The sequence below is a fragment of the Gimesia aquarii genome (genome assembly GCF_007748195.1).
Classification (GTDB): Bacteria; Planctomycetota; Planctomycetia; order Planctomycetales; family Planctomycetaceae; genus Gimesia; species Gimesia aquarii.
The window spans coordinates 5,674,483-5,697,961 of sequence record NZ_CP037920.1 but is presented as its reverse complement, the minus strand read 5'-3'; the positions used below and the strand labels follow the sequence as shown (position 1 = coordinate 5,697,961).

Annotated in this window: 18 protein-coding genes; 14 read left to right on the top strand and 4 right to left on the bottom strand. The window is 42.6% G+C overall.

Translation table 11 applies throughout. The features are described 5' to 3' along the window. Positions 1 to 14: 14 nt before the first annotated feature. Positions 15 to 1,769: a proline--tRNA ligase gene (locus V144x_RS21730; RefSeq protein WP_144988105.1), complete on the bottom strand. Its 1,755-nt coding sequence runs from the start codon at positions 1,767 to 1,769 to the stop codon at positions 15 to 17. A 389-nt stretch (positions 1,770 to 2,158) separates the two neighbouring features. Here V144x_RS21730 and V144x_RS21725 point away from each other — a divergent pair, with 389 nt between their 5' ends. The 6 genes from V144x_RS21725 to gcvT all read left to right on the top strand — a co-directional run bounded on the left by V144x_RS21725 (position 2,159) and on the right by gcvT (position 10,571). Then, complete coding sequence (locus tag V144x_RS21725; protein WP_144988103.1) at positions 2,159 to 3,130, top strand: 3'-5' exoribonuclease YhaM family protein; 972 nt, start codon at positions 2,159 to 2,161, stop codon at positions 3,128 to 3,130. Between the two features lie 4 nt (positions 3,131 to 3,134). Further along, a complete protein-coding gene (rnr, locus tag V144x_RS21720; RefSeq protein WP_144988101.1) occupies positions 3,135 to 5,417 on the top strand; it encodes a ribonuclease R in 2,283 nt (760 codons plus the stop codon). Positions 5,418 to 5,746: 329 nt separating this feature from the next. Continuing rightward, positions 5,747 to 6,490 (top strand): succinate dehydrogenase cytochrome b subunit, encoded by a 744-nt coding sequence (locus V144x_RS21715; protein WP_144988099.1) that lies wholly within the window; start codon positions 5,747 to 5,749, stop codon positions 6,488 to 6,490. Positions 6,491 to 6,561: 71 nt separating this feature from the next. After that, positions 6,562 to 8,493, top strand: coding sequence for a fumarate reductase/succinate dehydrogenase flavoprotein subunit (locus V144x_RS21710; protein ID WP_144988097.1), 1,932 nt, complete (start codon positions 6,562 to 6,564; stop codon positions 8,491 to 8,493). Then, on the top strand, positions 8,493 to 9,254 hold the full coding sequence (locus tag V144x_RS21705; RefSeq protein ID WP_144988094.1) for a succinate dehydrogenase/fumarate reductase iron-sulfur subunit: 762 nt from the start codon (positions 8,493 to 8,495) through the stop codon (positions 9,252 to 9,254). Before V144x_RS21710 ends, V144x_RS21705 begins: the two co-directional genes overlap by 1 nt. Before the next feature lie 219 nt (positions 9,255 to 9,473). Beyond that, entirely contained in the window at positions 9,474 to 10,571 is a 1,098-nt protein-coding gene (gene gcvT / locus V144x_RS21700; protein WP_144988092.1) for a glycine cleavage system aminomethyltransferase GcvT, read from the top strand. 34 nt (positions 10,572 to 10,605) lie between these two features. Here the strand turns inward: gcvT and V144x_RS21695 are convergent, their stop codons facing one another. Beyond that, positions 10,606 to 11,643 carry a fatty acid desaturase family protein gene (locus V144x_RS21695; protein WP_144988090.1) on the bottom strand — a complete coding sequence of 346 codons (1,038 nt, stop codon included), beginning with the start codon at positions 11,641 to 11,643 and terminating at the stop codon, positions 10,606 to 10,608. Between the two features lie 504 nt (positions 11,644 to 12,147). On the opposite strand from V144x_RS21695, the gene V144x_RS21690 reads away from it, so the two are divergent. After that, complete coding sequence (locus V144x_RS21690; protein WP_144988088.1) at positions 12,148 to 12,414, top strand: hypothetical protein; 267 nt, start codon at positions 12,148 to 12,150, stop codon at positions 12,412 to 12,414. Between the two features lie 396 nt (positions 12,415 to 12,810). Here the strand turns inward: V144x_RS21690 and V144x_RS29055 are convergent, their stop codons facing one another. Together V144x_RS29055 and V144x_RS21680 are read right to left on the bottom strand one after the other, a co-directional pair. Beyond that, positions 12,811 to 12,954, bottom strand: a complete 144-nt coding sequence (locus V144x_RS29055; RefSeq protein WP_390620820.1) for a transposase — start codon at positions 12,952 to 12,954, stop codon at positions 12,811 to 12,813. Between the two features lie 88 nt (positions 12,955 to 13,042). Next, positions 13,043 to 13,276, bottom strand: a complete 234-nt coding sequence (locus tag V144x_RS21680; RefSeq protein ID WP_144988086.1) for a hypothetical protein — start codon at positions 13,274 to 13,276, stop codon at positions 13,043 to 13,045. Between the two features lie 354 nt (positions 13,277 to 13,630). Between V144x_RS21680 and V144x_RS21675 the strand changes: the two genes are divergently transcribed. From V144x_RS21675 to V144x_RS21645, 7 genes are all read left to right on the top strand, one after another. Beyond that, entirely contained in the window at positions 13,631 to 14,812 is a 1,182-nt protein-coding gene (locus V144x_RS21675; protein WP_144988084.1) for a hypothetical protein, read from the top strand. Then, complete coding sequence (locus tag V144x_RS21670; RefSeq protein WP_144988083.1) at positions 14,802 to 15,992, top strand: hypothetical protein; 1,191 nt, start codon at positions 14,802 to 14,804, stop codon at positions 15,990 to 15,992. The genes V144x_RS21675 and V144x_RS21670 overlap by 11 nt, the downstream gene beginning before the upstream one ends. A gap of 656 nt (positions 15,993 to 16,648) precedes the next feature. Beyond that, positions 16,649 to 17,116 (top strand): hypothetical protein, encoded by a 468-nt coding sequence (locus tag V144x_RS21665; protein ID WP_144988081.1) that lies wholly within the window; start codon positions 16,649 to 16,651, stop codon positions 17,114 to 17,116. A gap of 102 nt (positions 17,117 to 17,218) precedes the next feature. Beyond that, a complete protein-coding gene (locus tag V144x_RS21660) occupies positions 17,219 to 19,018 on the top strand; it encodes an ArnT family glycosyltransferase (RefSeq protein WP_197998569.1) in 1,800 nt (599 codons plus the stop codon). Positions 19,019 to 19,986: 968 nt separating this feature from the next. Next, positions 19,987 to 21,003 carry an Ig-like domain-containing protein gene (locus tag V144x_RS21655; RefSeq protein ID WP_144988077.1) on the top strand — a complete coding sequence of 339 codons (1,017 nt, stop codon included), beginning with the start codon at positions 19,987 to 19,989 and terminating at the stop codon, positions 21,001 to 21,003. A gap of 254 nt (positions 21,004 to 21,257) precedes the next feature. After that, on the top strand, positions 21,258 to 21,476 hold the full coding sequence (locus tag V144x_RS21650) for a hypothetical protein (protein ID WP_144988075.1): 219 nt from the start codon (positions 21,258 to 21,260) through the stop codon (positions 21,474 to 21,476). Between the two features lie 769 nt (positions 21,477 to 22,245). After that, on the top strand, positions 22,246 to 23,427 hold the full coding sequence (locus tag V144x_RS21645; RefSeq protein WP_144988073.1) for a hypothetical protein: 1,182 nt from the start codon (positions 22,246 to 22,248) through the stop codon (positions 23,425 to 23,427). Positions 23,428 to 23,479 lie beyond the last annotated feature (52 nt).

Sequence of the window (23,479 nt, the reverse complement as noted above, 5' to 3'; positions counted from 1 at the left end):
AAAAGAAGCCAATCTTACTCAGGAACATTGGCGGCTTGATATTCCTCGGCTTTACGAGCTTCAAGGGCTTCGAGGATGGGTGTAATGCCAGCATCAAGGGCGATCATTTCTGCGTTTTCCGCAGTCCGCCATTTGGTTTCGATTTCACCGTTCTTGAGACCTTTACCACCAATGACCACTCGATAGGGAATTCCAATCAGGTCGGCATCCTTGAATTTGACTCCCGCCCGCGCATTACGATCATCAAACAGCACATCCACGCCTGCGGCTTTGAGTTCTTCGTAATAACGTTCCGCGGTCTGCATGACTTCGTCGTCTTTGGTATTCAGTGGAATGACGAGCACTTCGTAAGGGGCAATGGAGAGAGGCCAGATCAGGCCGTTCTCATCGTGTCGCGTTTCCGCCAGACCAGCGACAATGCGGTTCACGCCGATACCATAACAGCCCATGATAATCGGATGCCGTTTTTCTTTTTCATCCAGAAACTCTGCATCGAGCGCTTCGGTATATTTTGTGCCCAACTTAAAGACATGACCAACTTCAATGCCGTGCACGATACTGAGTGGCTCACCACTTTTGGGGCAGGGGTCGCCAGCTTCCGCATTCCGCAGGTCATACGTGGTTTCCAGTTCATAGTCTCGACCGACATTGACATTCAATAAATGCGCATCTTTTTCGTTGGCGCCCGTGACGGCGTTTTCAATCACAGGGATGTCGTGATCCGCGATAATTTTACACTGAATACCTACAGGCCCGGCGAACCCTGTGGGAGCGTTTGTGACTTTTTGAACGGTTGCATCGTCGGCCAGTTCTACTGATTCGGCTTCCAAAGCACGTCGAATTTTACCTTCGTTGGCTTCATGATCTCCGCGAATCAGGACGGCAACCGGTTCGTCATCTGCAAGATAAATCAGCGTTTTGATCATTTGAGATGGTTCGCATCCCAAAAATTTGCTGACCTGTTCAATACTGGTAGCTTCCGGTGTGGCTTTCTTTTCCACCGCTGCCGCATTTTGAGAGACTTTGATATCAGGAGTGGTACGACCCGTATCTGCGCGTTCCAGGTTCGCTGCATATCCTGAAGCTTCACAGTAAACGATCGAGTCTTCACCGTTATCCGCGGGAATCATGAATTCGTGCGAGGCATCACCACCGATGGGGCCACTTTCTGCTTCAACTGGTATATATTTCAATCCACAACGCGCAAAAATCCGGCAATAAGCGCGATACATGCGGTCGTAGATTTCATCGAGTTGCTCTACTGAGGAACTGAAACTGTAGGCGTCTTTCATCAAAAATTCGCTCGTGCGCAAAACACCGAAGCGAGGCCGCTCCTCATTGCGGAATTTCGTCTGAATTTGATACACGGTCAAAGGCAGCTGTTTATAACTGCTGATACAATGACTCATCAACTCGGTGACGACTTCTTCATGGGTGGGACCCAATGCCATGGGAATGAGTCGATTCCCTCGTGGAACGTCGAACTGAATCAACACGGAGCCAAAGGCATCTTTGCGCTGGGTGCGTTCGAACAACCCCAGTGGTTGCAGCGCAGGCATATGAAGTTCCGCGGCGCCGGCTGCGTCCATTTCTTCCCGGACAATCTGGGCCGCTTTTTGCACTGCTTTCCAGCCGAGCGGGAGATAGGAGTACGCACCCGCCATCAATTGACGAATCAGTCCCGCCCGCAACATTAGTTGATGACTGGGGATTTCTGCATCGGCGGGCACTTCTTTGATGGTGGGGATCAGGGTATTCGTCCAGCGCACGTTATTTCCTTAAGTGTTTTATTTGAATGTGTTTACGTGAATATTATTTGTTTAAGTTAATTGTTAGGACACCATCCTTGTGGATGGCCGCGTATTCTAGCAGAACAGAATCGTATTCAAAAGGTTCGGCTTCAGTGCGAAGGAAATTATTCAAATTGACCTAAGTCTGTGCTCATAATTGACTTGTTTGATTTTCATCGAATCAGCTGAGTCTGTTCTTCGGATTTAAAGCAAAGCCACGAAAAGCAAATAGGACAGACTTTCAGAACGGACAGGTGCCGGACTTGTTGAGCAGAATCGAACGGCTTAAGATCTTTCTATTGTGATTCTTAGAGAAACTTAAGATCGATAACAGCGTTTTTTTGTGTGATTCTGAAAGCCGATTCGAGATGTCTCGTCAATATATAAATCAATTGAAGGATGGTGATACGGTAAATGAAGTTTACCTGTTAGTTGATAAGCAGTTACGTGCAAATCGCAATGCCAGCCTTTTTTTGTCAGCAGATTTAAGAGATTGTACAGGAGTTGTGAATGCCCGCATGTGGAATGTTCTTGAAGAACGCATGCAGCATTTTCAGGCAGGCAACTATGTGCAGGTGAAGGGGAAGGTGCATCTTTTTCAAGGCGCGTTACAGGTGATCTTAACCTATATCGAACCTGTACCTGCAGAAAACCTGGATCCGGCTGAATTTCAACCTCAAGCCTCACAGGATGTGCAAAAGCTATTGGCTCAACTGCGTGAGATCTTACTGGGCATCGATAATAATGAGATTCGGACTTTAATGGAGTGTTTTCTCGTTGATGAAACGCTCATGGAAGAATTTTGCAAAGCACCTGCCGGGGTCAAAACTCACCATGCTTATCATGGTGGCTTGATTGAGCACGTCGTTAATCTGATGGAAACTGCTCAGCGAATGGCCGATTTATATCCCAAAGTTGATCTCAGTCTCCTGTTAGCGGGGATTTTCTTACATGATATCGGAAAAGTACGTGAACTCGGTTATGAAAACGAATTCGTGTATACCGATGAAGGACAGCTATTAGGTCATTTGATCATCGGCGTGGAGATGTTGACGGAAAAGGTGAATGCCTATCAGGAAATGACGGGAGAATCGTTTCCGCGGGAGGCGGAACTTCGACTGAAACATATGATCGTCAGTCATCATGGTACCTATGAGTTTGGCAGTGCTCGCTTGCCGATGACCCCCGAAGCAGTGGCATTACACCATCTTGATAATTTAGACGCCAAGGTAAATGAGTTCGCACGATTTATTGATGATGATCTGAATTCGACATCAAGCTGGACCCCTTATTCGCCCCGCTTGCAGCGAAAATTATTTAAGGGAATGACCGAGGATTAAGGTGATGCCCGATTTTGAGAAGAAAATTCTCGATTACGTTACCAGGCCCGGTTACACACCTGTGCGTGAAAAATCGCTACTCAAAAAAGTGGGAGGCTCCAAATCAACGGCTGCGGAATTTGAGCAGGCCATGGAGAGTCTGCGTGCCAGAAAGGATATTCTGGTTTCTGATTCCGGCTTAATCCGTCCTGTTAAGAAAGAAGGATGGATCGCGGGCACGATCAAGAAAACCAATTCCGGTGCGGGATACCTGATTCCCCATCATAAGCCCGATGATATTGCCCACGATCAACGTCACGCGGGAGATCTTTATATCTCCGAACGTGATTTGGGTGATGCTCAAACGGGAGATGAAGTCTACGCTACCGTTGTCAATCGCAGGCGAAGTGGTGGCCAGATTTGTGGCCGGGTGGTAGAGATCATCGAGCGGGCTTCGACCACATTTGTGGGAACGTATTTTGAGGCTCAAGGAGAAGGTTATGTCCACGTTGATGGCAAAATCTTTAATTCTCCGATTCACGTGGGTGACCCGGGGGCCAAAGGGGTGCGCTCAGATGATAAAGTAGTGATCGATATCCTGCGGTTTCCCTCGAAGAATTATCTTGGCCAGGGTGTGATTTCGAAAGTACTTGGTCCCCATGGTAAACCGGGCGTTGATCTACTTTCGATTATTTATGAATTTGGGATTCCAATGGATTTTCCAGAGGAAGTACTCGAAGCGGCCCGCGAACAAGCCAGTTTGTTTGATGAAAAAAAATGGGGTGATCGACGAGATTTGACAAAAGAGACCATTGTCACAATCGATCCTGTAGACGCGCGGGATTTTGATGACGCGATTTCTTTAAGCCGAGACGAACGAGGTCATTGGCTGTTAGGAGTTCATATTGCAGATGTGGCTCATTTTGTCAAAGAAGGTTCTACTCTGGACCGTGAAGCGAAAAATCGTGGCACTAGTGTCTATTTGCCTGGACGAGTCATTCCGATGTTGCCAGAAGTCATCTCGAATGGATTAGCGAGTTTGCAGGAGGGGCAGGTACGGTTTACCAAATCTGCGTTGATCGAATTCACGGCAGAGGGAATTCCCGTACATACGGAATTTGCAAATTCGGTTATTAAAGTCACTCAGCGTTTTGCCTATGAACAGGTCATGCCAATCGTACAAGGGCGTGATCAGGAAGGCGGTAACGTTTCCACTCCCGTTCGTAGTTTGCTGAAAAATATGCATCATTTGGCTATGATCCTGCGTGGACGCCGATTTTCAGCGGGGGCGTTGGAGTTACATCTTTCGGAGGTCAGGCTTACATTTGATGCCAAACACCGCGTGAGTGGTGCGGTTGAGCGTGAACATGATGAAAGCCACCAGATCATCGAAGAGTTTATGCTGGCAGCAAATATTGCGGTGGCAGAAGCCTTCAATGACCGCGGACTTCGATTTCTGAGACGCGTGCATCCCTCTCCTGAGTTGCCTCGCCAGTTGGCATTTGCAGACTTCGTGAATGCCCTGGGGTACACTTTGAAAAAGGCGCAAAGTCGTAAGGACCTTCAGAAGATCGTTGAGCAGGTGCATGGCACACCCGTTGAACAGGCGATTAATTATGCTTTGCTTCGTAGCTTAAAGCAGGCTGAGTACACAGACGAAGAGTTAGGTCACTATGCACTGGCAGTAGATCATTATTGTCATTTTACCAGTCCCATTCGTCGCTATCCCGACTTAACCATTCATCGGATGATCGACGAAATTATAGAACGACCCGAGAAGGGCAAAGGACAAAGTCCACAAGGATTAAGGCAGTTAGGTCAGGAACTTTCCTTGCGGGAACGACGGGCAGAAGCGGCAGAACGAGAGCTGACGAAAGTAAAACTACTTACTTGGATGATCGATAATGAAATTAAAACTCTCAATACGATGATCACAGGAGTCGAAACTTTTGGTCTGTTTTGCAGAGGGACGGATGTACCAGTTGAAGGGCTGTTACATATCAGCCGACTGGGAAAGCATGACTACTTTAACGTCGACTCTGCTAAATTCAGTATTGTCGGTGAACGAACAGGACAGGAATATCGAATCGGTGATTTATTGACTGTCGAAGTTGAAAAGATTGATCTGGACCGTCGCGAACTGGACTTTCGTCTGCCGAACTCGAAAAAAGCGGGGAAACCCGCAAAGAACGGTGCTTCACAACGAGGAGGGAAGTCGTCCAAGTCCTTTTCAAAAGTAAAAGGAAATACAAAAAAGAACAGCCGCAAGCTGAAATCACAACGAGGCAAAAAGAAAAAAAGAAAATAGCAGTAAAGAACAATGAGAGCGGAGATCATTTGCTGACTGTCCGATGATAAGTAGCAGCGTATAATATTAATGTGAAGAGACTTTTTTGTGATCAATCTGGATGAAGTCCTTGAAATTTCAAAAAGGGATGTAGTTTATAATCGGGTGAAGATTGATGTTCCAAGGTAAAGAAATATAATAACTTAAGTTGTATTACGAATTGAAACACCTGTCTTTAAAGAAGCAAAGAAGTTCAAATGTGGGGCTGAAGAAGCCACCGCTTTAACGAAATTTTATTTCACAACATTATTTGCGGGATCGCCTTAGGGTAACCGGGTGAAAGCTGAATTATGGTGACGAAACTGGCAGAACAACAGCAGTCCTCTTCTCCGGGAAGCGGAAGATCGGCCACTAAGTGGATCATGACTCTTCTTTCCTCCTCCATTGGCCAAAAGTTCGTGATGGGCATCACCGGACTTTTGCTGTGTGGCTTTCTGGTCGTGCATTTAGCGGGAAATTTACTGGTCTATGTTGGTGCAAAGGAATACAACGCATACGCAAAAGAATTACACAGTATGATGCTGTTACCTGTGGCAGAAACAGGCTTATTTCTGTTGTTGTTCGTTCACATTGCATTGGCTTTTAAGTTAACCCGCGACAATCAACGGGCGCGGCACATCAGTTATCGGGAGACTCAAACGAAGATTCAGGAAAAGCCTTCCCTCTTTAGCAGGACTCCGATGGGGGAAACCAGTTCCTGGATGTTTATTTCCGGTTCAATCATTCTCGGATTTTTAGTCATCCATATGATCGATATGAAATTGCAAGCGAATCCCACTGTCGATTATACGGATGCAAAACCTTATGACATTATTATTCAAGTACTCGGTAGTAGTCTGAGCGCTCCGTTTTATATTGTGGGAACCATCGTGCTTGGTTTTCATCTCTCACATGGATTCTGGAGTGCCTTTCAGTCACTGGGGCTGAATCATCCCAAATACATGCCCTGGATTAAAAAGCTGGCGATCATATTCGCGTTTGTCATTGCCGCTGGTTTTGTGAGTCTACCGATCTGGGGATATTTCATTCGTTAATTGTTTCTGGTTTCATTCATTGTTGCAGAAAACGCAATTGTTAAACTGTTTCCGTTTTGAAGGTTAACATCATGGCCGAGGCGGCTACTACGGTTCTGAATTCTCGTGTTCCTGAAGGGCCTATGGCTGAGAAATGGGACCGTTGTAAACAGGAAATGAAGCTGGTGAATCCAGCCAATAAACGGAAGCACAAAATTATCGTTGTGGGAACCGGTTTGGCAGGGGCTTCGGCCGCTGCTTCCCTGGCTGAACTGGGATATCAGGTTCAGTCATTCTGTTTCCAGGATTCTCCGCGGCGTGCGCACAGTATTGCCGCCCAAGGGGGAATCAACGCCGCTAAAAACTATCCGAATGATGGCGACAGTGTCTGGCGTTTGTTTTACGACACTGTCAAAGGGGGAGACTTCCGCAGCCGTGAGGCGAATGTACATCGTCTGGCTCAGGTGAGCAATAACATTATCGATCAATGTACCGCTCAGGGGGTTCCGTTTGCACGTGATTATGGTGGATTACTGACGAACCGTTCATTCGGTGGGGCTCAGGTATCACGTACTTTTTATGCCCGTGGTCAGACCGGACAGCAATTGTTACTGGGAGCCTATAGCGCATTAATGCGACAAGTGGGGACAGGACGTGTCAAACTATTTCCGCGACGGGAAATGCTGGATCTGGTCGTTGTAGATGGTGTCGCACGTGGGATCATCGTTCGGAACCTGATCACCGGGGAATTCGAGAAATATTCTGCGGATTGTGTTTTGCTTTGCACGGGAGGCTATGGAAATGCCTTTTATCTTTCCACGAATGCCAAAGGTTCCAATGTGACGGCAGCCTGGCGTTGTCATAAACGGGGCGCTTATTTTGCCAACCCCTGTTACACGCAGATCCATCCGACTTGTATTCCCGTCAGTGGTGATTATCAGTCCAAACTGACCCTGATGAGTGAAAGCCTCCGAAATGATGGCCGTGTCTGGGTTCCTCAGGCACAGGATGATAAGCGTCGCGGAATTGAAATTCCCGAAAACGAGCGCGACTACTACCTGGAGCGTCGTTATCCTGCGTTCGGAAACTTAGTACCACGAGATGTTGCTTCTCGAGCTGCGAAAGAACGTTGCGACTCTGGTTTTGGAGTAGGGACAACAGGGCAGGCCGTCTATCTTGATTTTCGTGACGCGATCGCCCGTGATGGCAGACATGTAATCGAAGCAAAGTATGGCAACCTGTTCCATATGTATGAAAAGATTACCGGCGAAGATCCTTATCAGGTGCCGATGAGAATTTATCCTGCCGTCCATTACACAATGGGAGGCTTATGGGTTGATTATCACCTGCAAAGTACCATTCCTGGGTTGTTCGTACTGGGAGAGGCCAATTTCTCGGACCATGGCGCGAATCGCTTAGGCGCATCGGCACTGATGCAAGGATTGGCGGATGGGTATTTTGTCGCTCCTTATACTACCGGTCACTTTCTTGGCTCTCAGAGTTTGCCTGATGTTTCCACTGAAGACGAAGCATTTTCAGAAGCGATGGCGAATGCCCAGGATCGCAATGCCAAAATTTTGGGTGTGCAGGGGACGCGTTCTTCAGACAGCATCCACAGGGAATTGGGACACATTCTCTGGGACTATTGTGGCATGTCGCGTGAGAAACAGGGACTGGAATCTGCAATGGGTAAAATTCGTGATCTGAGAGATGAGTTCTGGTCCAGTATCAAAGTATTGGGGCAGGGCGAACAGCTTAACCAGAACCTGGAACACGCAGGTCGACTGGCTGACTTCCTCGAATTTGGCGAGCTGATGGTTCGTGATGCACTCGTTCGGGAAGAATCGTGTGGCGGGCATTTCCGCGAGGAACATCAGACCAAAGAAAACGAAGCGTTACGGGATGATGACAATTTTTGTCATGTGTCTGCCTGGGAGTTCACTGGAGTTGGAAACGACCCTGTCGAACATCGCGAGCATTTGGAATTTGTCGAAGTACCTCTGGCTACGAGGAGTTATAAATAATGAGCGAGACACTGGATCTAACGCTCAAAGTATGGCGGCAGGAGGGAGCGAATGCACCGGGACGCTATGTGGAATACCAATTGAAAGAGATTTCCACACACATGTCATTTCTGGAAATGCTGGATGTCCTGAATGAGCAGTTGAATGAAAAAGGCGAAGAAATGATTGCCTTTGATCACGATTGCCGCGAAGGCATCTGTGGTATGTGCAGCCTGATGATCAACGGCCAGGCACACGGGCCAGATTCTGGTACGACAACCTGTCAATTACATATGCGTCGCTTCAAAAATGGTGATACGATTGTCATCGAACCATGGCGCGCGCAGGCATTTCCGGTAGTACGCGATCTGGTCGTGGATCGAAGTGCCTTTGATCGCATTATTGAGAAGGGCGGATTCATTTCTGCAAATACCGGTAATGCGCCTGATGCAAACGCGGTCCTGGTTCCTGAAACAGTTCAGGAAACAGCCATGGATGCGGCTGCCTGTATTGGTTGTGGCGCCTGTGTGGCGGCCTGTAAGAATGCAGCCGCAATGTTGTTTGTTTCTGCGAAAGTATCGCATTTGTCAACACTGCCTCAGGGCAAACCGGAACGTGCGTCACGCGTACAGAATATGGTGACACAGATGGATTTGGAAGGCTTCGGAAACTGCACGAATACAGAAGAATGCCAGGCTGCTTGTCCTGCTGAAATTTCTGTTTCGAATATTGCCCGGCTCAACCGAGAGTATCTGCGGGCTCAGCTTTGCTCCAAAGAATAGCCGGCCCAGTTCAATATCAACTCATGAAAGCGAGGCATTCTGTTTATGACCTCGCTTTTTTAATGCGCGAAGAGTTCTGAAATTTTGGGATTCCCGCTGTCTGATGATTGCGTGTTGGAACATAAGCTTTCAAAATAGACCAGCCTCGTTTCAAAAAAATAATTGATTCTATTTTGATCAAAAAATCTGTTTTCAACCGAGATAAAAGAGAGAAGTCCCTTGTCTGATTCATTGTTATTCACTGCCTGTCATGCATGGCATGTTGAGCATGGTGGCCGCATGGTTGATTTTGCAGGTTGGGACATGCCTTTATTGTATTCCAACATTACCGAAGAACATCATGCCGTACGAAAAACAGCAGGTCTCTTTGATATTGCCCATATGGGACGGCTTTTTTTTACAGGCCCGGATGCCTGTCGTTTTCTGGATACATTACTGACGAACAATGTAGAATCTCTTAAACCAGGTCAGATTCGCTATTCACTGGTGACAAATGAATCAGGCGGAATTCTGGATGATGTGCTTGTTTACCGGTTTTCCAATTTTTATATGCTGGTAGTTAACGCTTCAAATCGATTGAAGATCGTGGATTGGATTGAACAACAGCGCTTGGGGTTTGATGTTCAAGTTGAAGACCAAACCACTGAAAAGTTCATGCTGGCCTTACAGGGGCCGGAATCACTGAATGTGCTTAATCCGATCACAGACGCGAATCTAAGCGAGATCAAATATTATTTCGGAATCGAAACCAAAGTTTTGGGTGTGGATGCCCTGGTGAGCCGAACCGGTTACACGGGCGAAGACGGTTTCGAAGTCGTGCTTGATCAAACGCATGCTGTTACACTCTGGGAGCGGTTGATTGCTGATGGGCAGGCGGTTGGTTTGGTTCCCACGGGATTAGGGTGTCGGGACACACTGCGACTGGAAGCGGCAATGCCTTTATATGGCCATGAGTTGAACGAGCAAATTGATCCGTTTACCGCTGGTCTGAACTTTGCTGTGAAGCTGAAGGGCGCTGATTTCATTGGCAAAGAAGCTTTAATTGCAGCAAAAGCACGCGACGACAAAGAGATCCGTGTGGGTATTATATTGGACGGAAAACGTGCTGCCCGGGAAGGCTCTCCCTTGTTTCAGGGGGATCAACAAGTGGGAACAGTCACATCGGGGTCTTTTTCTCCCACGCTCGAAGCCCCCATTGGAATGGCTTATGTGAAGCCGTCATTTGCAGAAGCAGGTCAGACGCTGGAAGCTGATATTCGTGGGAAACGATATCCTGTGAAAGTAGCTGCGTTACCATTCTATCAACGCGACACCTAATAAATGAGTGAGTCCTAATACAAACAATTCAGGATCACTTTTTACTGACATGGTCAGTATCTGCCAGGACTTCCTGTGCCACGTCCTGCACGAAGTTGTCGATCTGTTTTTTCTCTTTGGCCGGTGGCGGGGCGCCCGCATTCATGCCAACTCCCGGGTTGGAAATAAACGAGGGAGCCATGTCGAGAATCGCGCCCCAGTAGGTCGTGAAGACGGGATATTTGACGTCCGGGTTTTGTTCCTGATAGTCATCCATTTTTTGCAGAAGTAAGTTGTGAGCAATTCTGGGATGACGATGGTGGGGACCATGTACAAAAATGTCAAAATTAAAATACGTACATAACTTGGTAATGATATTCGAGCCAACGACAGTTCGTGTTCCCAACATAGGGTCGTAGCTGCTCATTCCCAAATGCTCGGTAAACTTACGTGTATTTTGATAAATTCCCGCCAGATAGTGGGGCAGGAACCAGACACGTGCTAAGTCCCAAAGCGTGCCATAATAGGCACAGGCCCCAATAATCGATCCCCAGAACAGTACTATAAACGAATACTCATAGCGGATGGCCCTTCGTAATTTCGGATCTTTGATCGGTGAGTCTTTATGCCAGAAAATACGTCCATAAATGTAGGGTGCCATGAAAAGGCCAAGGAAGAGATCGAACCAGATAAAGACTCTTCGAAAGCGGAGTGACGTATTGGGGTCTGAGTACGGCCATAGTTCCCAGTCACTCGGTTTATTTAAGTAGGCGTGATGGCGAATATGACTTTCTCTGTAGATCGAATAAGGCACAAACATCGCTGTTCCCAGAAAACGACCTAACCAGATACTTGCATTTTTAGATCCAGAAAGTGTGTGGTGCGAGCATTCATGAAAGCAACTGGTCCAGCAGAAGAGACAATAAGAAGTAAAGAGTGTCCAGAATACTTGCCAGCCGATCGCATTATTGGGCCAGTAAGCTGCTATGCACCAAAGTCCAACAGCTCCCAACGGTAAGAATAAAAATCGTGGGATAGTGGATTTTTCTTCAAGATCCTTTAATTCCTGCTCAGTGAATTGTGTGACGGACACGTTGTAGCTCCGGTCTTTTTAAACTGCTAGCACTTTTTCTAGTATTTTATTCTGTGTTTTACCTGATAGAGGCAACTCATAGCTGATATTATTACTCTATCTTATCTCAGATAAAATGTACTCAGACTATTTTTGAGAGTCAACTTATCTGATTTTTCGGCCTTTTTGACTCATTGCTGTACTAAGTCTTGTAACCTCAGATCGTTAGTAGCATTATTTTTTTAAGTCGGATGATTTGGGGTTAATATATACAATAGGAGTTTTAAGTTGATTGCAAGGATTTCGAGTTCTTAAATTATTGCAAGATTTAGTAATAATTTCTTTAAAAATATTGCTATTTCGACCAGATTCATAGTTATTAAATAGTTGAGACTTAGCATAGATTTTAGTCAGCAAAGTGGTCTTTCAAACCGATAAAAATCTTCATTATCCATATTTGGCAGGGAGATACTACAATATTCCCTTATAAATTCGTAAAACAAGCTCAGGAGTGAATCCTCTCAGATGGCAGAATATTCAAATTATCAAAAAGATGTGATCAAACGCTACTATGATAACCGCGAATCGATCGACCAGCAAAAATTAGCCGAGTTGTGCACAAATCTCTATTTGGCAGAGGGCAAGAAAAAAGCAAAGCTTTGGGACAAAGCCCGTGACATCATGGAACGTTTGGAAATTCCTGCCTCGCGGATTGATCATATTCTTACGTCGGAAGACCCCGCGGTTTTGGCAGAACTTGTCAAAGACCTTGAATCGGGATCCATCCATTAATGGTGTATTGATTTTCAAAAACTTTTCCAATCTTAACGAAGGTTTTTAACATCCTTTTGACGAGGAGAACATTTGATAATCAAGCAAAGGAAGTGACACAATTCCAAACAAATAGTCCATACGTTACTTGATGCCGATTCATACTAAATGTGCTAAAAGATTTGGCATCTATCCACAGACGCTCGGAGAGTTAGTTAATCCTCCTTTAATTAAAGCGATAGCCACCATCCCTGTATTTCTTTCCGACCACAAAACTGATTGGACCTATTATATAAAATCTCCATCAATCCAAGCTTTCTCGGCTCCAGATCGTTTACGAATTCGGTTATAGAACTTTTTCAAGGGGGCATCGCGCCGGATCACATGAATCGCTACATCGGTAAGACCCCAACGTAATCAGGGAGGTCCTTGCCTGGTAATGGAACCATAATAACAGCGACCTCCCGATTGATTCACTTTCGATGTCAATCCTGCATAAGCCCTTACTTGTTTCGCAGAGCGAAATCGTTCGATCTTCCCCAGTTCGGCGACAATGACCAGAGCCGTAATGTATATATCCGTGAATATTAAGTAATGCTTCTACTTGAAGAAAAGGATCCCCGTAGTTCTTCCAGTTGCTGATAATCGTCTAGGGAGGATTTAAGGGTGTGATCTGGTTAATCCGTAATAGGTTTGCCAGGAGTTGACAATCCAGACGATTTGTTTTGGCTCGTCGTTGAATCATCAAGCATAATTTCGCTGGATGGGCCAACAGGATAGTTCCTTCCTCAGGGAGTAAATTATATATCCAGCGAGAGTTCGCAGCAGGCTTCACAACCGCCCGGAACGGTTTGAGTAGTTGCAGAAAATCAAAGAATAGCAATGGTATTCCTGCACTCGATTGTCACAGCAGAGACAGCTTCTCCAAAATCATTGAACGTCGACATGATAACCGTTCTCCGATGAAGATCGATACCAATGTGCCACATGGGTTTGTCTCCTTTACTAAGTGATTAGAACACAAATAATCTGAACACTTATTTTAGAGTTTTAAGGAGATGTCTTGACATGGCGATCGGTGTATCACGTCATTGCTAGGTGTTAAAATAAATTACTATTTTAATTTAAATACTTTAAGAAAGGTTGAGTTATAATTTGTAGACTATTACAATCAACAGAAAGTGGTCATGCATTCAATACTGTCAGATAAACACTTAAACTTTGGAAACAGACGCAGATGCGATCTAATCTAATTGTAGCCTTGCTTAGTGTACTTATGATTTTGCAGTTCATTTTATTCTTCTCGCTTAAGTCACAGAGAACTTCGAATAAGCCCCAAGTAAAATCTGATTTCCCAACTAACTTGCAAATTGACATTACAAAAATTCCATCAAAGAATGAATTTCTAGAATCGGATCTAAGAAGAGAGGGATTTAATCTGGAACGTATCCAGGAATTTCGTGTGACGAATAATTCATCAAATGAAATCGAGGTTTCCGTTGCGTCTCCGAGCTGCGGATGTATTTCATTTTTAGCCAAAGGGGAATTATTAAAAGTCAACGAAGGTATTTCACTAAATACCAGAACATCGTTGGTGATTGGACTGAAGACAAGACTTCCGTCCTCACCACAAACAATTAATAGATCTTTTGAGTTGATCGCGAAAGAACCATCCAAAGAGAAAGTTCTTCTGCAAAAAAAAATGTTCTCGAAATTTGGTGTCTATAAGAATTTTAGCACAAATATTCAAGAAGTTGAGTTTGTAATAAACTCCAAAAAACGACTTGCAAATGAGTCTTCAGCTCTCATGTATGTGACTACTCCAATAGAAGACCCTAAGAATGCTTTAATTGCAAATCCCTCTGATATTCTAAAGGATGACCTTGATATAGAAATCGTCCCTCAAGGTAACTCCAAGATGATCTCTACCCGTTTTTTTCGTCACGAATACAAAGTTTTGTTTACGCTGAAGCAGCTTGCTAAACTAAATCAAATTCAATATGAAACAGAGAGTCTATATGTTCAAATGTCAACGCCATCCGGCACTGCGTCATCGGCTCTTAATAAATCACCAAATCTGCGAATTCCTGTATCCATTAAAGATGCAAGCCAACTCGATACAATACGCTCGATCAATTTTGGCATTGTGAATCCGGATACTCCAAAATCCAGATCAATCCTCATTTCTACGTTTGATAAAGAGCCATTCTTTTTTGCAACTGGAAAACAGGATGGTCCTGGAGTGCTTAAATTCAAAAAAAACACCAATGAACCAAGCCAGCAGATTATTCTTACTACAAAGTTCAGTGGAGATAAGCCGGGAACCTATACCGGAACATTTACGATTACCCCTGAGAATCAAAAATATCACTCCACAAGAATTAGCTATTTTGCAAAGGTAATCAAAGATGAGAAATAGTCTTTTTGAGCGTTCAGAAAATGAGAAAGAGCAGAAACCTTCTACCGGAATTTACCATTTCTTATTAATCCTGACTTTTGTTTTTTTACTAAACCAAAATGCAGAGGCTGTTGAACAGAACGAATCTGGCAATAAAGCAGAGGCTGAACTCAAACACTTAGAAACTCTTTGGAAGACTTGGGATTCTTCAGTAACATCATTTGAGCTGAAAGGGTTCAGGTTTGTCGGTCTTTTCGAACAGAAAGGAACTGTTTTTACTCATACTGAATTTGAAGAGTTGGTCCAGAATCAAATGATCCCATTTATTGATAAAAATGAGATCACCTTAGAAAACTTAAAATCAAAGCTTAATATCACAACTCCTTCAGGGGGATATTGGAGACCATTTTCTATTGTAATGTCTGCGGATTCCTTACGTATAGAAGATGTAATACAGGGTAAAACATATACAGTAGTTCGCAACAATGGTCAAGAATCAGATTACTATGAGGGTCAGAAACAAGCAAATGTCCACGGGTCCTATTCCGGACTGATCTCTGCCAATCGTTCAAACTATCTCTACCAGGTACCATCTTCAACTTTCAAAGGAAATGTTGACTATAGCTGCCCACAATTGAATTTTTGTACGATGAAATCCAAAACGAGGCTTCTAAAATATAATAAAGAAACAGGGTTTGTATATTACTATGCAAGACGATCTCTAAATGGTGACTACCGGTCTGAAAAAATTCAGTCAAATGAAATAGTTTCACCCAAAGGCGTCCCGGTACCGCGAATAATTGCGGATGCAAGTTATTTCAAAAACTCCCCGACGATCAAAGTTTTGGATTTGTTTCTGTTTAGTCACATTGAGATAAATCCCAAATTAAGCCCAGAAATATTTCAGATCGCTGTTCCTGCTGGAGTCAACGTCGTCAAATTTGAGAATGCGGAATCTTATCTTCCTCTTTCAAAGGGTGGCAAGAGACCTCCTATGGCCAGTGCTCAAAAACCAATTTCCGATATACAAAAATTTTCTGAGCAACCAGGGTTTGGTAAAAAAGAAAAACCGGCTTCACGTGCTCAGCCAGTTAATTTAGAAAATGATCGTTCCTCGATGGTATTGATACTTATCATTGGAAACATCCTCTTCGTATTCATTATTATTGGGATTATGATGTACAGAAAAAAAACAACATAGTTTTTTAATTTATCATCACGTAGATTCAGCCTCTATAACTAAAATAATTTAAGCGAAAAAGGACAGTTATGAAATTTAATAAATACCTGCCGATATTACTTTTGGGGTTAACTGTGATCAATATCCTTTATATCTTTAATCTAACCACAAAACAGAGTTTTGCGGCAGATCCTGACCCTTGTTCTGCATGGTGTCAATTCCAAGCATCTTCGCATTACTATCTGGATCAGGAACCGGGATCCAAATGCACTGAAGATCCTGTTAGTGAGGATTGTACAGGCTCTTGCGAGTGGTTGTTATCTGGTCATGACGGGCTTTGCGCATCGAATAACGAAGTACCAACGGACCAAGTCTGTCTATACCAGGAAATCATTTTTACTTATGCTCAGATCCTTTCTGCGTGTAATACTGAATGTGATGGATGCTCCGATAGACTGACTGGGAACACTATAGGAATAGTCCTAAATACTTGTGACTTGAAACAATGTATTGATGGTGCTCCACCGCCTTCCTCCCCCTAACTAATGATTATAATGATTTTCACCTAGTAAAAAGTCTTTCATAAAACTGAAACTGTCCAATCATTTTCTCATCCTGAGGGATATTGGCCCCACTTGATCATTCGCACAAATAATGTATTTCAAAGGAGACTTTCAATGTACTTTCGAAAAGCCTTGCTATTATTGATGCTATTCTTATGTGGTATTAATTCAGCCTGTATTTTAAATTTAACATTGAATCAAAGTCTGGCGATTGATCCTGATTATTGTACTGGACTATGCGATGAACAGGGTAATTCCTGGTGGGAGATTACCACCGAAAATTGTGGGGATCCAACAAACAACAATACGGAGTGCACTGGAGCTTGCGCAGGCCAATTGAATAAAAGAGACGCAACTTGTTTCGGTGCAGCACAGCAAGAACCTACCAACCAAGAATGCACAACAGAGGCTTTGTTTGATGAAGGGCCAGCACGAAATTATGAGTGTCAAGTTTTGCGAACTGAGCCTATACCAGAAGTCGAATATTTCTGTAAGTGCAGCTATTTTTTAACGGGTCTCACGGTGGGTATTGTACGTGACTACTGTGTGTTGACAGATTGCCCGGATGGTTTTCCTCCTTAACCGTAGCAGATAATAAGCAAGATTTTACAGTATCAAATTTGATTGTAACATGAATTCGACCTGGTAGATCTTTCAATAGTTTTTAGGGCATCTCGTAGTAACGTGACAAATAAAATTGTTGGAAGATCTATTTCAGAAAAAAAACAATATTCTAAAAAGCTTGTTCTATTATTTTTATTAATTCAAGCGTGTTTAATCGCATATTCTTCGATAAAACACAGCCCTACGACTCTAGAACCGGGGTTTCTTGTTAGTGGATTGAGTCACTGGCAGTTTAAACGTTTTGAACTTTTTCGGGTCAATCCTCCTCTTGCAAGAATCGTTGCTTCACTACCAGTACATCTTCTCGGTTACAGGAATAACTGGACTCGCTTTTATGATGGTCCTGGTTCGCGGGCGGAATTCCGAGTTGGCGAAGACTTTATTCAGAGTAACGGCATCAATTCGTTTAACTTGTTTAATTACGCGCGTTGGGCATGTATTCCATTTAGCTTGCTAGGTAGCTACGTCGCATTTCGCTGGTCAAGCGATTTATATGGTGTCAATGCAGGCTTATTTACCCTTGTTTTATATGTGTTTGAACCCAACCTATTAGCTCATGGAGAATTAATCACCGCAGATGCTGCCTGCACCGCTTTTGGCCTCTTAGCTGGATACACTTTTTGGAAATGGCTTCAACAACCCAGCTGGCCGAAAGCTCTTTATGCGGGTATCGCATTAGGGTTAGCGGAACTCACCAAAATGACATGGCTAATTCTCTTTGGACTTTGGCCGCTCATTTGGTTAATTACAATAGTCTGTCTTTGGAATAAATCTAAGTGTGTAAAAGAACAACAATTCTCACCCAAACGAGTTCAAAATGATTCCACCAATCATATGCCGTCTGGCCACTTCATAGAAAATGGTATGACAAATGACACAACCACATATCTGAAAACTACCGTAAAACAACTCCTGATAATTTTGTTGATTGCCATTTACATACTCAATTTGGGATATCTTTTTGATGGTACTGGCACTCAATTAAAAAATATTACGTTTGTCAGTTCCACATTAACGGGGCACAAAAAAACAGGGGAACCTGGAAACCGCTTTCAGGCTTCTTTTCTCGGAGAGTTTCCAATACCAGTACCAAAACAGTATTTACTCGGATTAGACAGCCAAAAAAAGGATTTTGAGAAATTCAATCGTCCCTCTTATCTGATGGGAGAATGGCAAGAGCATGGCTGGTGGTACTATTATTTGTATGGCTTTGGGGTAAAAGTTCCGTGTGGTATTTGGGGGATCTTTAGTGTAATCTTAATTTGGCGGATCACGAAGTATAAGAAAACCCCTGGCTTACTTCAGAAGGAGCTTGTGTTGATCTCGATGATCGTCGCGCTCCTAATTGTTATTAGCTCACAAACGGGATTTAGTCGTCACTTTCGTTATGCACTACCAGTCATCGGATTACTCATAGTATTCCTTGGGCAAGCAATGCGAATTAATATAAATTGGTCTTTCAAGTCAAGAAAGTACTCAATTTCAAAAATCTGGTTTGGTGTAATGCTTGCTTATACAATAATAGGCACACTTATAATATATCCACATCAACTTTCATATTTTAATGACTTTGCAGGTGGCCCAAGAAATGGGCACTACCATCTATTAGGCAGCAGTAATTATTGGGGCCAAGATTTATTAATCCTTCGCGAATGGGCAAGTCAGAATCAAGTCAGTGTCACTGAGTTTATCAGTGCAACGGATCTGGCTACTTTTGATATTTTGTTTCCTCAGAAAGCTAACACCAAAACTTTAAACAGAAAAATCAGAGTTACAAATTCTGAACAGCTTTTGGGTCGAAATTCAAAATTAAAACCGACTGGAGAACGTATTGGTTACACATTGTGGGTCGTGGAATAATTTCTGCAGAATCGCAAACTTTATTTTACTGGTCACTATTGCCCTGTAGAAAAGTACCTCCGATTACAATTTCTGAAATTAACGAGTCATGACACAGACAAACAAATCTCCACGGATGGTATTGGCGACTGATTACAAGATTGTAAAGCAATCGCTTCCTGAATATGCTGCCGCTACAGTTCTCGAAAGTTTACACAGCACCAATTGTTTGCCTGTCTGGTGCTTCAGCAGTTTCTACAACTTGATTATCGGAAACTTCAGGCATTCCTGATCGACACTCCCTGTCTGGCAGCATTGATTGGTTTCCACAAGATCACACACTTTACGACCTTCCAAAAAGCGACAGCCCACTTATTAAAATCAAATCTCGCACATCGACACTACTCTACAAGACCGTTAAGCATTGCGAGCACGTTGCTACTGGTCTCAGTGTCGTGAGATCGTTCTGAGAACGATCACACATAACATCATGGTCTTGTAGCCAAACACTACCTTTTCTACAGAGCAGGTCAGCATCTGTTAAAAGGCTCACGCGATGGGCTAAAACGGATCCCCCTGAAGGTCACTAGAAAAATATAAGAGAAGAACAAGATTAGTCTTAGTATTTATATTAAGTACATTGAAGGGCTTGGTATTTAAAACTTGTTGACATGATTCTGTCTTAATTAACAGCAATTTGGAAACTAAAACGGCAAAAAAAATTAGGACGTCAATCGCAACTTTATAAAAAAAATTAAAAAAGGTTGTTGAATTATAGTAGAAATTCAGGTATGAACATTATGTATCTATTAGCACTGTATAAGTAGCTAAATTAAGACAAAAGTATTCCTAACATTTTTATACGATTATGTACAACGTTTATTGATGGACCAATCCTGTGTGCGGTGGTCCATAAATAAATTGTCTGAGCAGTCATTAATTGCTCCTCAAAGTAGGGATATATTGTTTGATCATTCTAGAGGTCACGATTGAGCTTTTTAACAAATCGATTATTTCTTTATTCTATTCTTTCATTACTTGGGACTTTTAGTTTTGTCTGCATCAGCGGCGTGCTTGCGCTTGAACACAAACCGAAAATTTTGCTTAAGGAGCAAGCAATTAATTTAGGAAATGGTAAGCCTGGCCAGGAAATGAAAGGGAGTTTTGATATTATAAACTCTGGCTTCGCTCCTTTAGAGTACAGTATCCGCGCATCTTGTGGTTGTACTTCTCTTAGCCCTCATATGGGAGTGATTGATTCCAGTGAAACAAAAAAAATAAATTTGTCAATCAAGCTACCAGAGTACTCTAATTCAGAAAAAGGGGTACGCATCACAATCACCAGCAATGATCCGAACTCACCAGAGGTTAGTTGCTTTGCCATTGCAAAATGTCCGACTCCATTCAACGTAACTCCAGATCGAATCAATAAAACATTTTATGACATTGAAAGTGTAAAAAACGAAGAGCTTAGTGTGGAGTTGGAACCAGTTGGACACTCAGACTATTTTGACATAGGGTCTTTACAGATTGAATCGAATAATGATCTTTTTATGATTAGTAATCCTGTCAAAGTAGGTGAATTACTTTGTTTTAAGATTAACTTTGACGGAAAGCTCACTAAGGGCGAGCACTATGGTTCTCTCAATATTAGCTTCAATGGGGATGATCGAGCCGTAAAACTGCCAATTAGCATCAAACTGATTAAGCCTTACCTGATTGTTCCCTCAAAAGTTGAGGTACAACGAAACGAAGATGGAACTTTTAAAGATGTTGTTCTTACTCTAATAAGTAGAAAACAACAGAATGAAATGAAGAATAATGTCAGGCTCATAAATCCTCCAGACAATGTAGTCATAAAAAAAGAAACTGTACTTGGAAAAAACAGACGGCAAATTCAATTGGGATTTTCCCCAAAAAGATTAACAGCGCAAAATTTAAAACTCTGTTTTTCATATGGTAAAGATGATTCTCAAATCTCTTGTCAATTAAACTTTCCCGAATGAGTGCTTAAATAAAATAACAGAAGGAATGTCTAATGAAAAAAGGCTTGTTACTAATATCTAGTGTGTTTTTGGTGCCTCAATTTGCGCTTAGTGTCTCCAATACCATGGCATATATTGAATTTTCTGGTTCAAAGTGTGTAAATAACTCAAGGTGTGATACTTCTTGTAGTCCTGCAATTCACGATGATGGTCAAGGCGTTTTAACTTGTGTCCTAACTAGCAGCGGAACTGGGCCAAAGTTTTTTTCAGAGTGCGTGTCAGCTGACTCAGCTTCATTCACATGCACAAATACCGAAACAGGTGCAGAAATTACATGCGAAAATTTGAATGGTTGGGATTGTGGTACACCTGGTCCTGCTCCCAATCTTTGGTGTTCTATGGAAGGCTGTTCCTGTGAGGCAGGTCAAGAAGATCGGACTGGACTTAGTGCGACTACTCAATCTGGTTGTGCTGGTGAGGGGCCTCCTAATTAATGTTTACGAGTTCTCTTTTAAAAGTGATAAAGCTAATAGGTCTGCGAAAAATGGTTTAGCTCTTAGCAATATCGATTTCGATGCATGAAACAAACAAAGGAGTATTTGATGAAAAAAGGCTTGTTACTAATGTCTAGTGTGTTTTTGGTTCCTCAATTACTGTTTAGCATCTCCAATACCATGGCAAATAATGAATATTCGGGTTCAAAGTGTGTCAGTAACGCAAGGTGTGATACGAGTTGTAAACCTGCAATTCACGAGGATGATCAAGGCGTTTTAACTTGTGTCCTGGTTAGCGGCGGAACTGGACCAAAGTTTTTTCAAAGTTGCGTATCAGCGAACTCGGCCTCGTTTACATGTGTGTACAATGAGGCAAATGCACAAATCAAGTGTGAAAACTTGAACGGTTGGGATTGTGGTACACCTGGTCCAGCTCCGAACTACTGGTGTTCTATGGAAGGGTGTTCCTGTGAGACTGGTCAAGAAGATCGAACTGGACTTGAGTCAGATTCAAAATCTGGATGTACTAGTGAGGGGCCTCCTGAAGCTTGAGAATCATCATTAATGTTTACGAGTTCTCTTTTAAAAGTGACAAGGACAATAGGCTTGCTAAAAATGGTTTAGCTCTTATTAGTTTTGAATAAAGATATAATATTCCAGGATTGATAGTGACTATGAATAATTGCATTTTTGATGCTAATGTTTGAAAAACAAAAAGTTTTTAGCAACCTCAACTTATAGCTATAAACGATCAATTTGAAAGTGCCTTATGAAAACATACATCTTTATACTTTTTGTATCTGTGGTTGTTGTAACTATGAATTCTCATTTAGTAAGGGCTGAAGAAAAGTCTTTGACCACCTTTGCTGAAATCATAGAGCTTGTTCAAGAAAATGAGCATTTGTATGAAGATATCGATGTTAAAGTGCAATTTACCTACACGGCTGGCGATAGTAAAAACGTAAAAACAAAGATCACCAATACTCCAAAAACAAGTTCTAAAAAAACTGGTTTTATATCCACTTCACAGGAACTAAGTACTATTTGGTATGTAGGTCAAAATGAGATGTTTCATGGCAGCAAAACAGGAAATAGCTCTTATAGTGATAATTCTTCAAGACAACTCAATGATGTTAAAATGTATGATGGTAAGATTACAAAGCTAAAAGACTCTCAAAACTTGGTGAATATTATAAAAGGTGAAGTATATGATATACATCAGATTCGACCTCACATGTTTTTCTTACGCCGTCGTCACATATATACAAGCCTTTCAACATACCTCTCTGGAACTGAAGCGATGGCCGCTTCACCACGTACAAACTGGAAATCAAATATTAGTTTAAAGAATACTTATCAAGGTGTTGTCGACTTTAATGGTTTGAAATGCCATAAGGTATGGATTACATCATTAGTTAATGATATTCCATCTAGCAGGTGGGAGCTTTGGCTTGCAGAAGAAAAAAACTATATTCCAGCGCGATTGTTTGCTTATACTTTTCGTTTTTCTGAAACAGAACCAGTAGGTGAAGCGCAAGTATTAAATTGGGATGAGATTAAATCAGGGATTTGGTTTCCCATGAAAACGGAATATACAGCCTATAACAAAGCATCTATTAGAGATGGTGGTAAGAAAAAGATTCAGTGGAAAGAGAGTTATATTACTGAAAAAGTTTCATTAGAACCCGAGTATGACCTTGCTTTTTTCCAAGATCTCAAAATTCCTGATGGGGCACTTGTTTATGAAGTCGAGGACGAAAAGATTATTAGATCCTATCGTAAAGGTTCACTAAGTGATTCTAAAGTCACAACAGGATCTGCTAAAGAAAATTGGTGGTCAAATCCTTTTATTCTTATTAATACTGCTTTTGTGATGTGTATTATTGGTTATGTGATTCTTAAACGAAATACAGAAAATAAAGCGCAGCCACCTCAAGAGTTCAAACAATAGATAATTCTCAAAATAAGAGTTTAGAGTTTCCCAAGAATTGTTGACGCTCCTA

Coding starts and splice junctions, on each gene's coding strand:
- V144x_RS21675 (WP_144988084.1), top strand. CDS start 13,631: ATGCGATCTAATCTAATTGTAGCCTTGCTTAGTGTACTTATGATTTTG.
- V144x_RS21670 (WP_144988083.1), top strand. CDS start 14,802: ATGAGAAATAGTCTTTTTGAGCGTTCAGAAAATGAGAAAGAGCAGAAA.
- V144x_RS21705 (WP_144988094.1), top strand. CDS start 8,493: ATGAGCGAGACACTGGATCTAACGCTCAAAGTATGGCGGCAGGAGGGA.
- V144x_RS21690 (WP_144988088.1), top strand. CDS start 12,148: ATGGCAGAATATTCAAATTATCAAAAAGATGTGATCAAACGCTACTAT.
- V144x_RS21710 (WP_144988097.1), top strand. CDS start 6,562: ATGGCCGAGGCGGCTACTACGGTTCTGAATTCTCGTGTTCCTGAAGGG.
- V144x_RS21715 (WP_144988099.1), top strand. CDS start 5,747: ATGGTGACGAAACTGGCAGAACAACAGCAGTCCTCTTCTCCGGGAAGC.
- V144x_RS21665 (WP_144988081.1), top strand. CDS start 16,649: ATGTACTTTCGAAAAGCCTTGCTATTATTGATGCTATTCTTATGTGGT.
- rnr (WP_144988101.1), top strand. CDS start 3,135: ATGCCCGATTTTGAGAAGAAAATTCTCGATTACGTTACCAGGCCCGGT.
- V144x_RS21645 (WP_144988073.1), top strand. CDS start 22,246: ATGAAAACATACATCTTTATACTTTTTGTATCTGTGGTTGTTGTAACT.
- V144x_RS21725 (WP_144988103.1), top strand. CDS start 2,159: ATGTCTCGTCAATATATAAATCAATTGAAGGATGGTGATACGGTAAAT.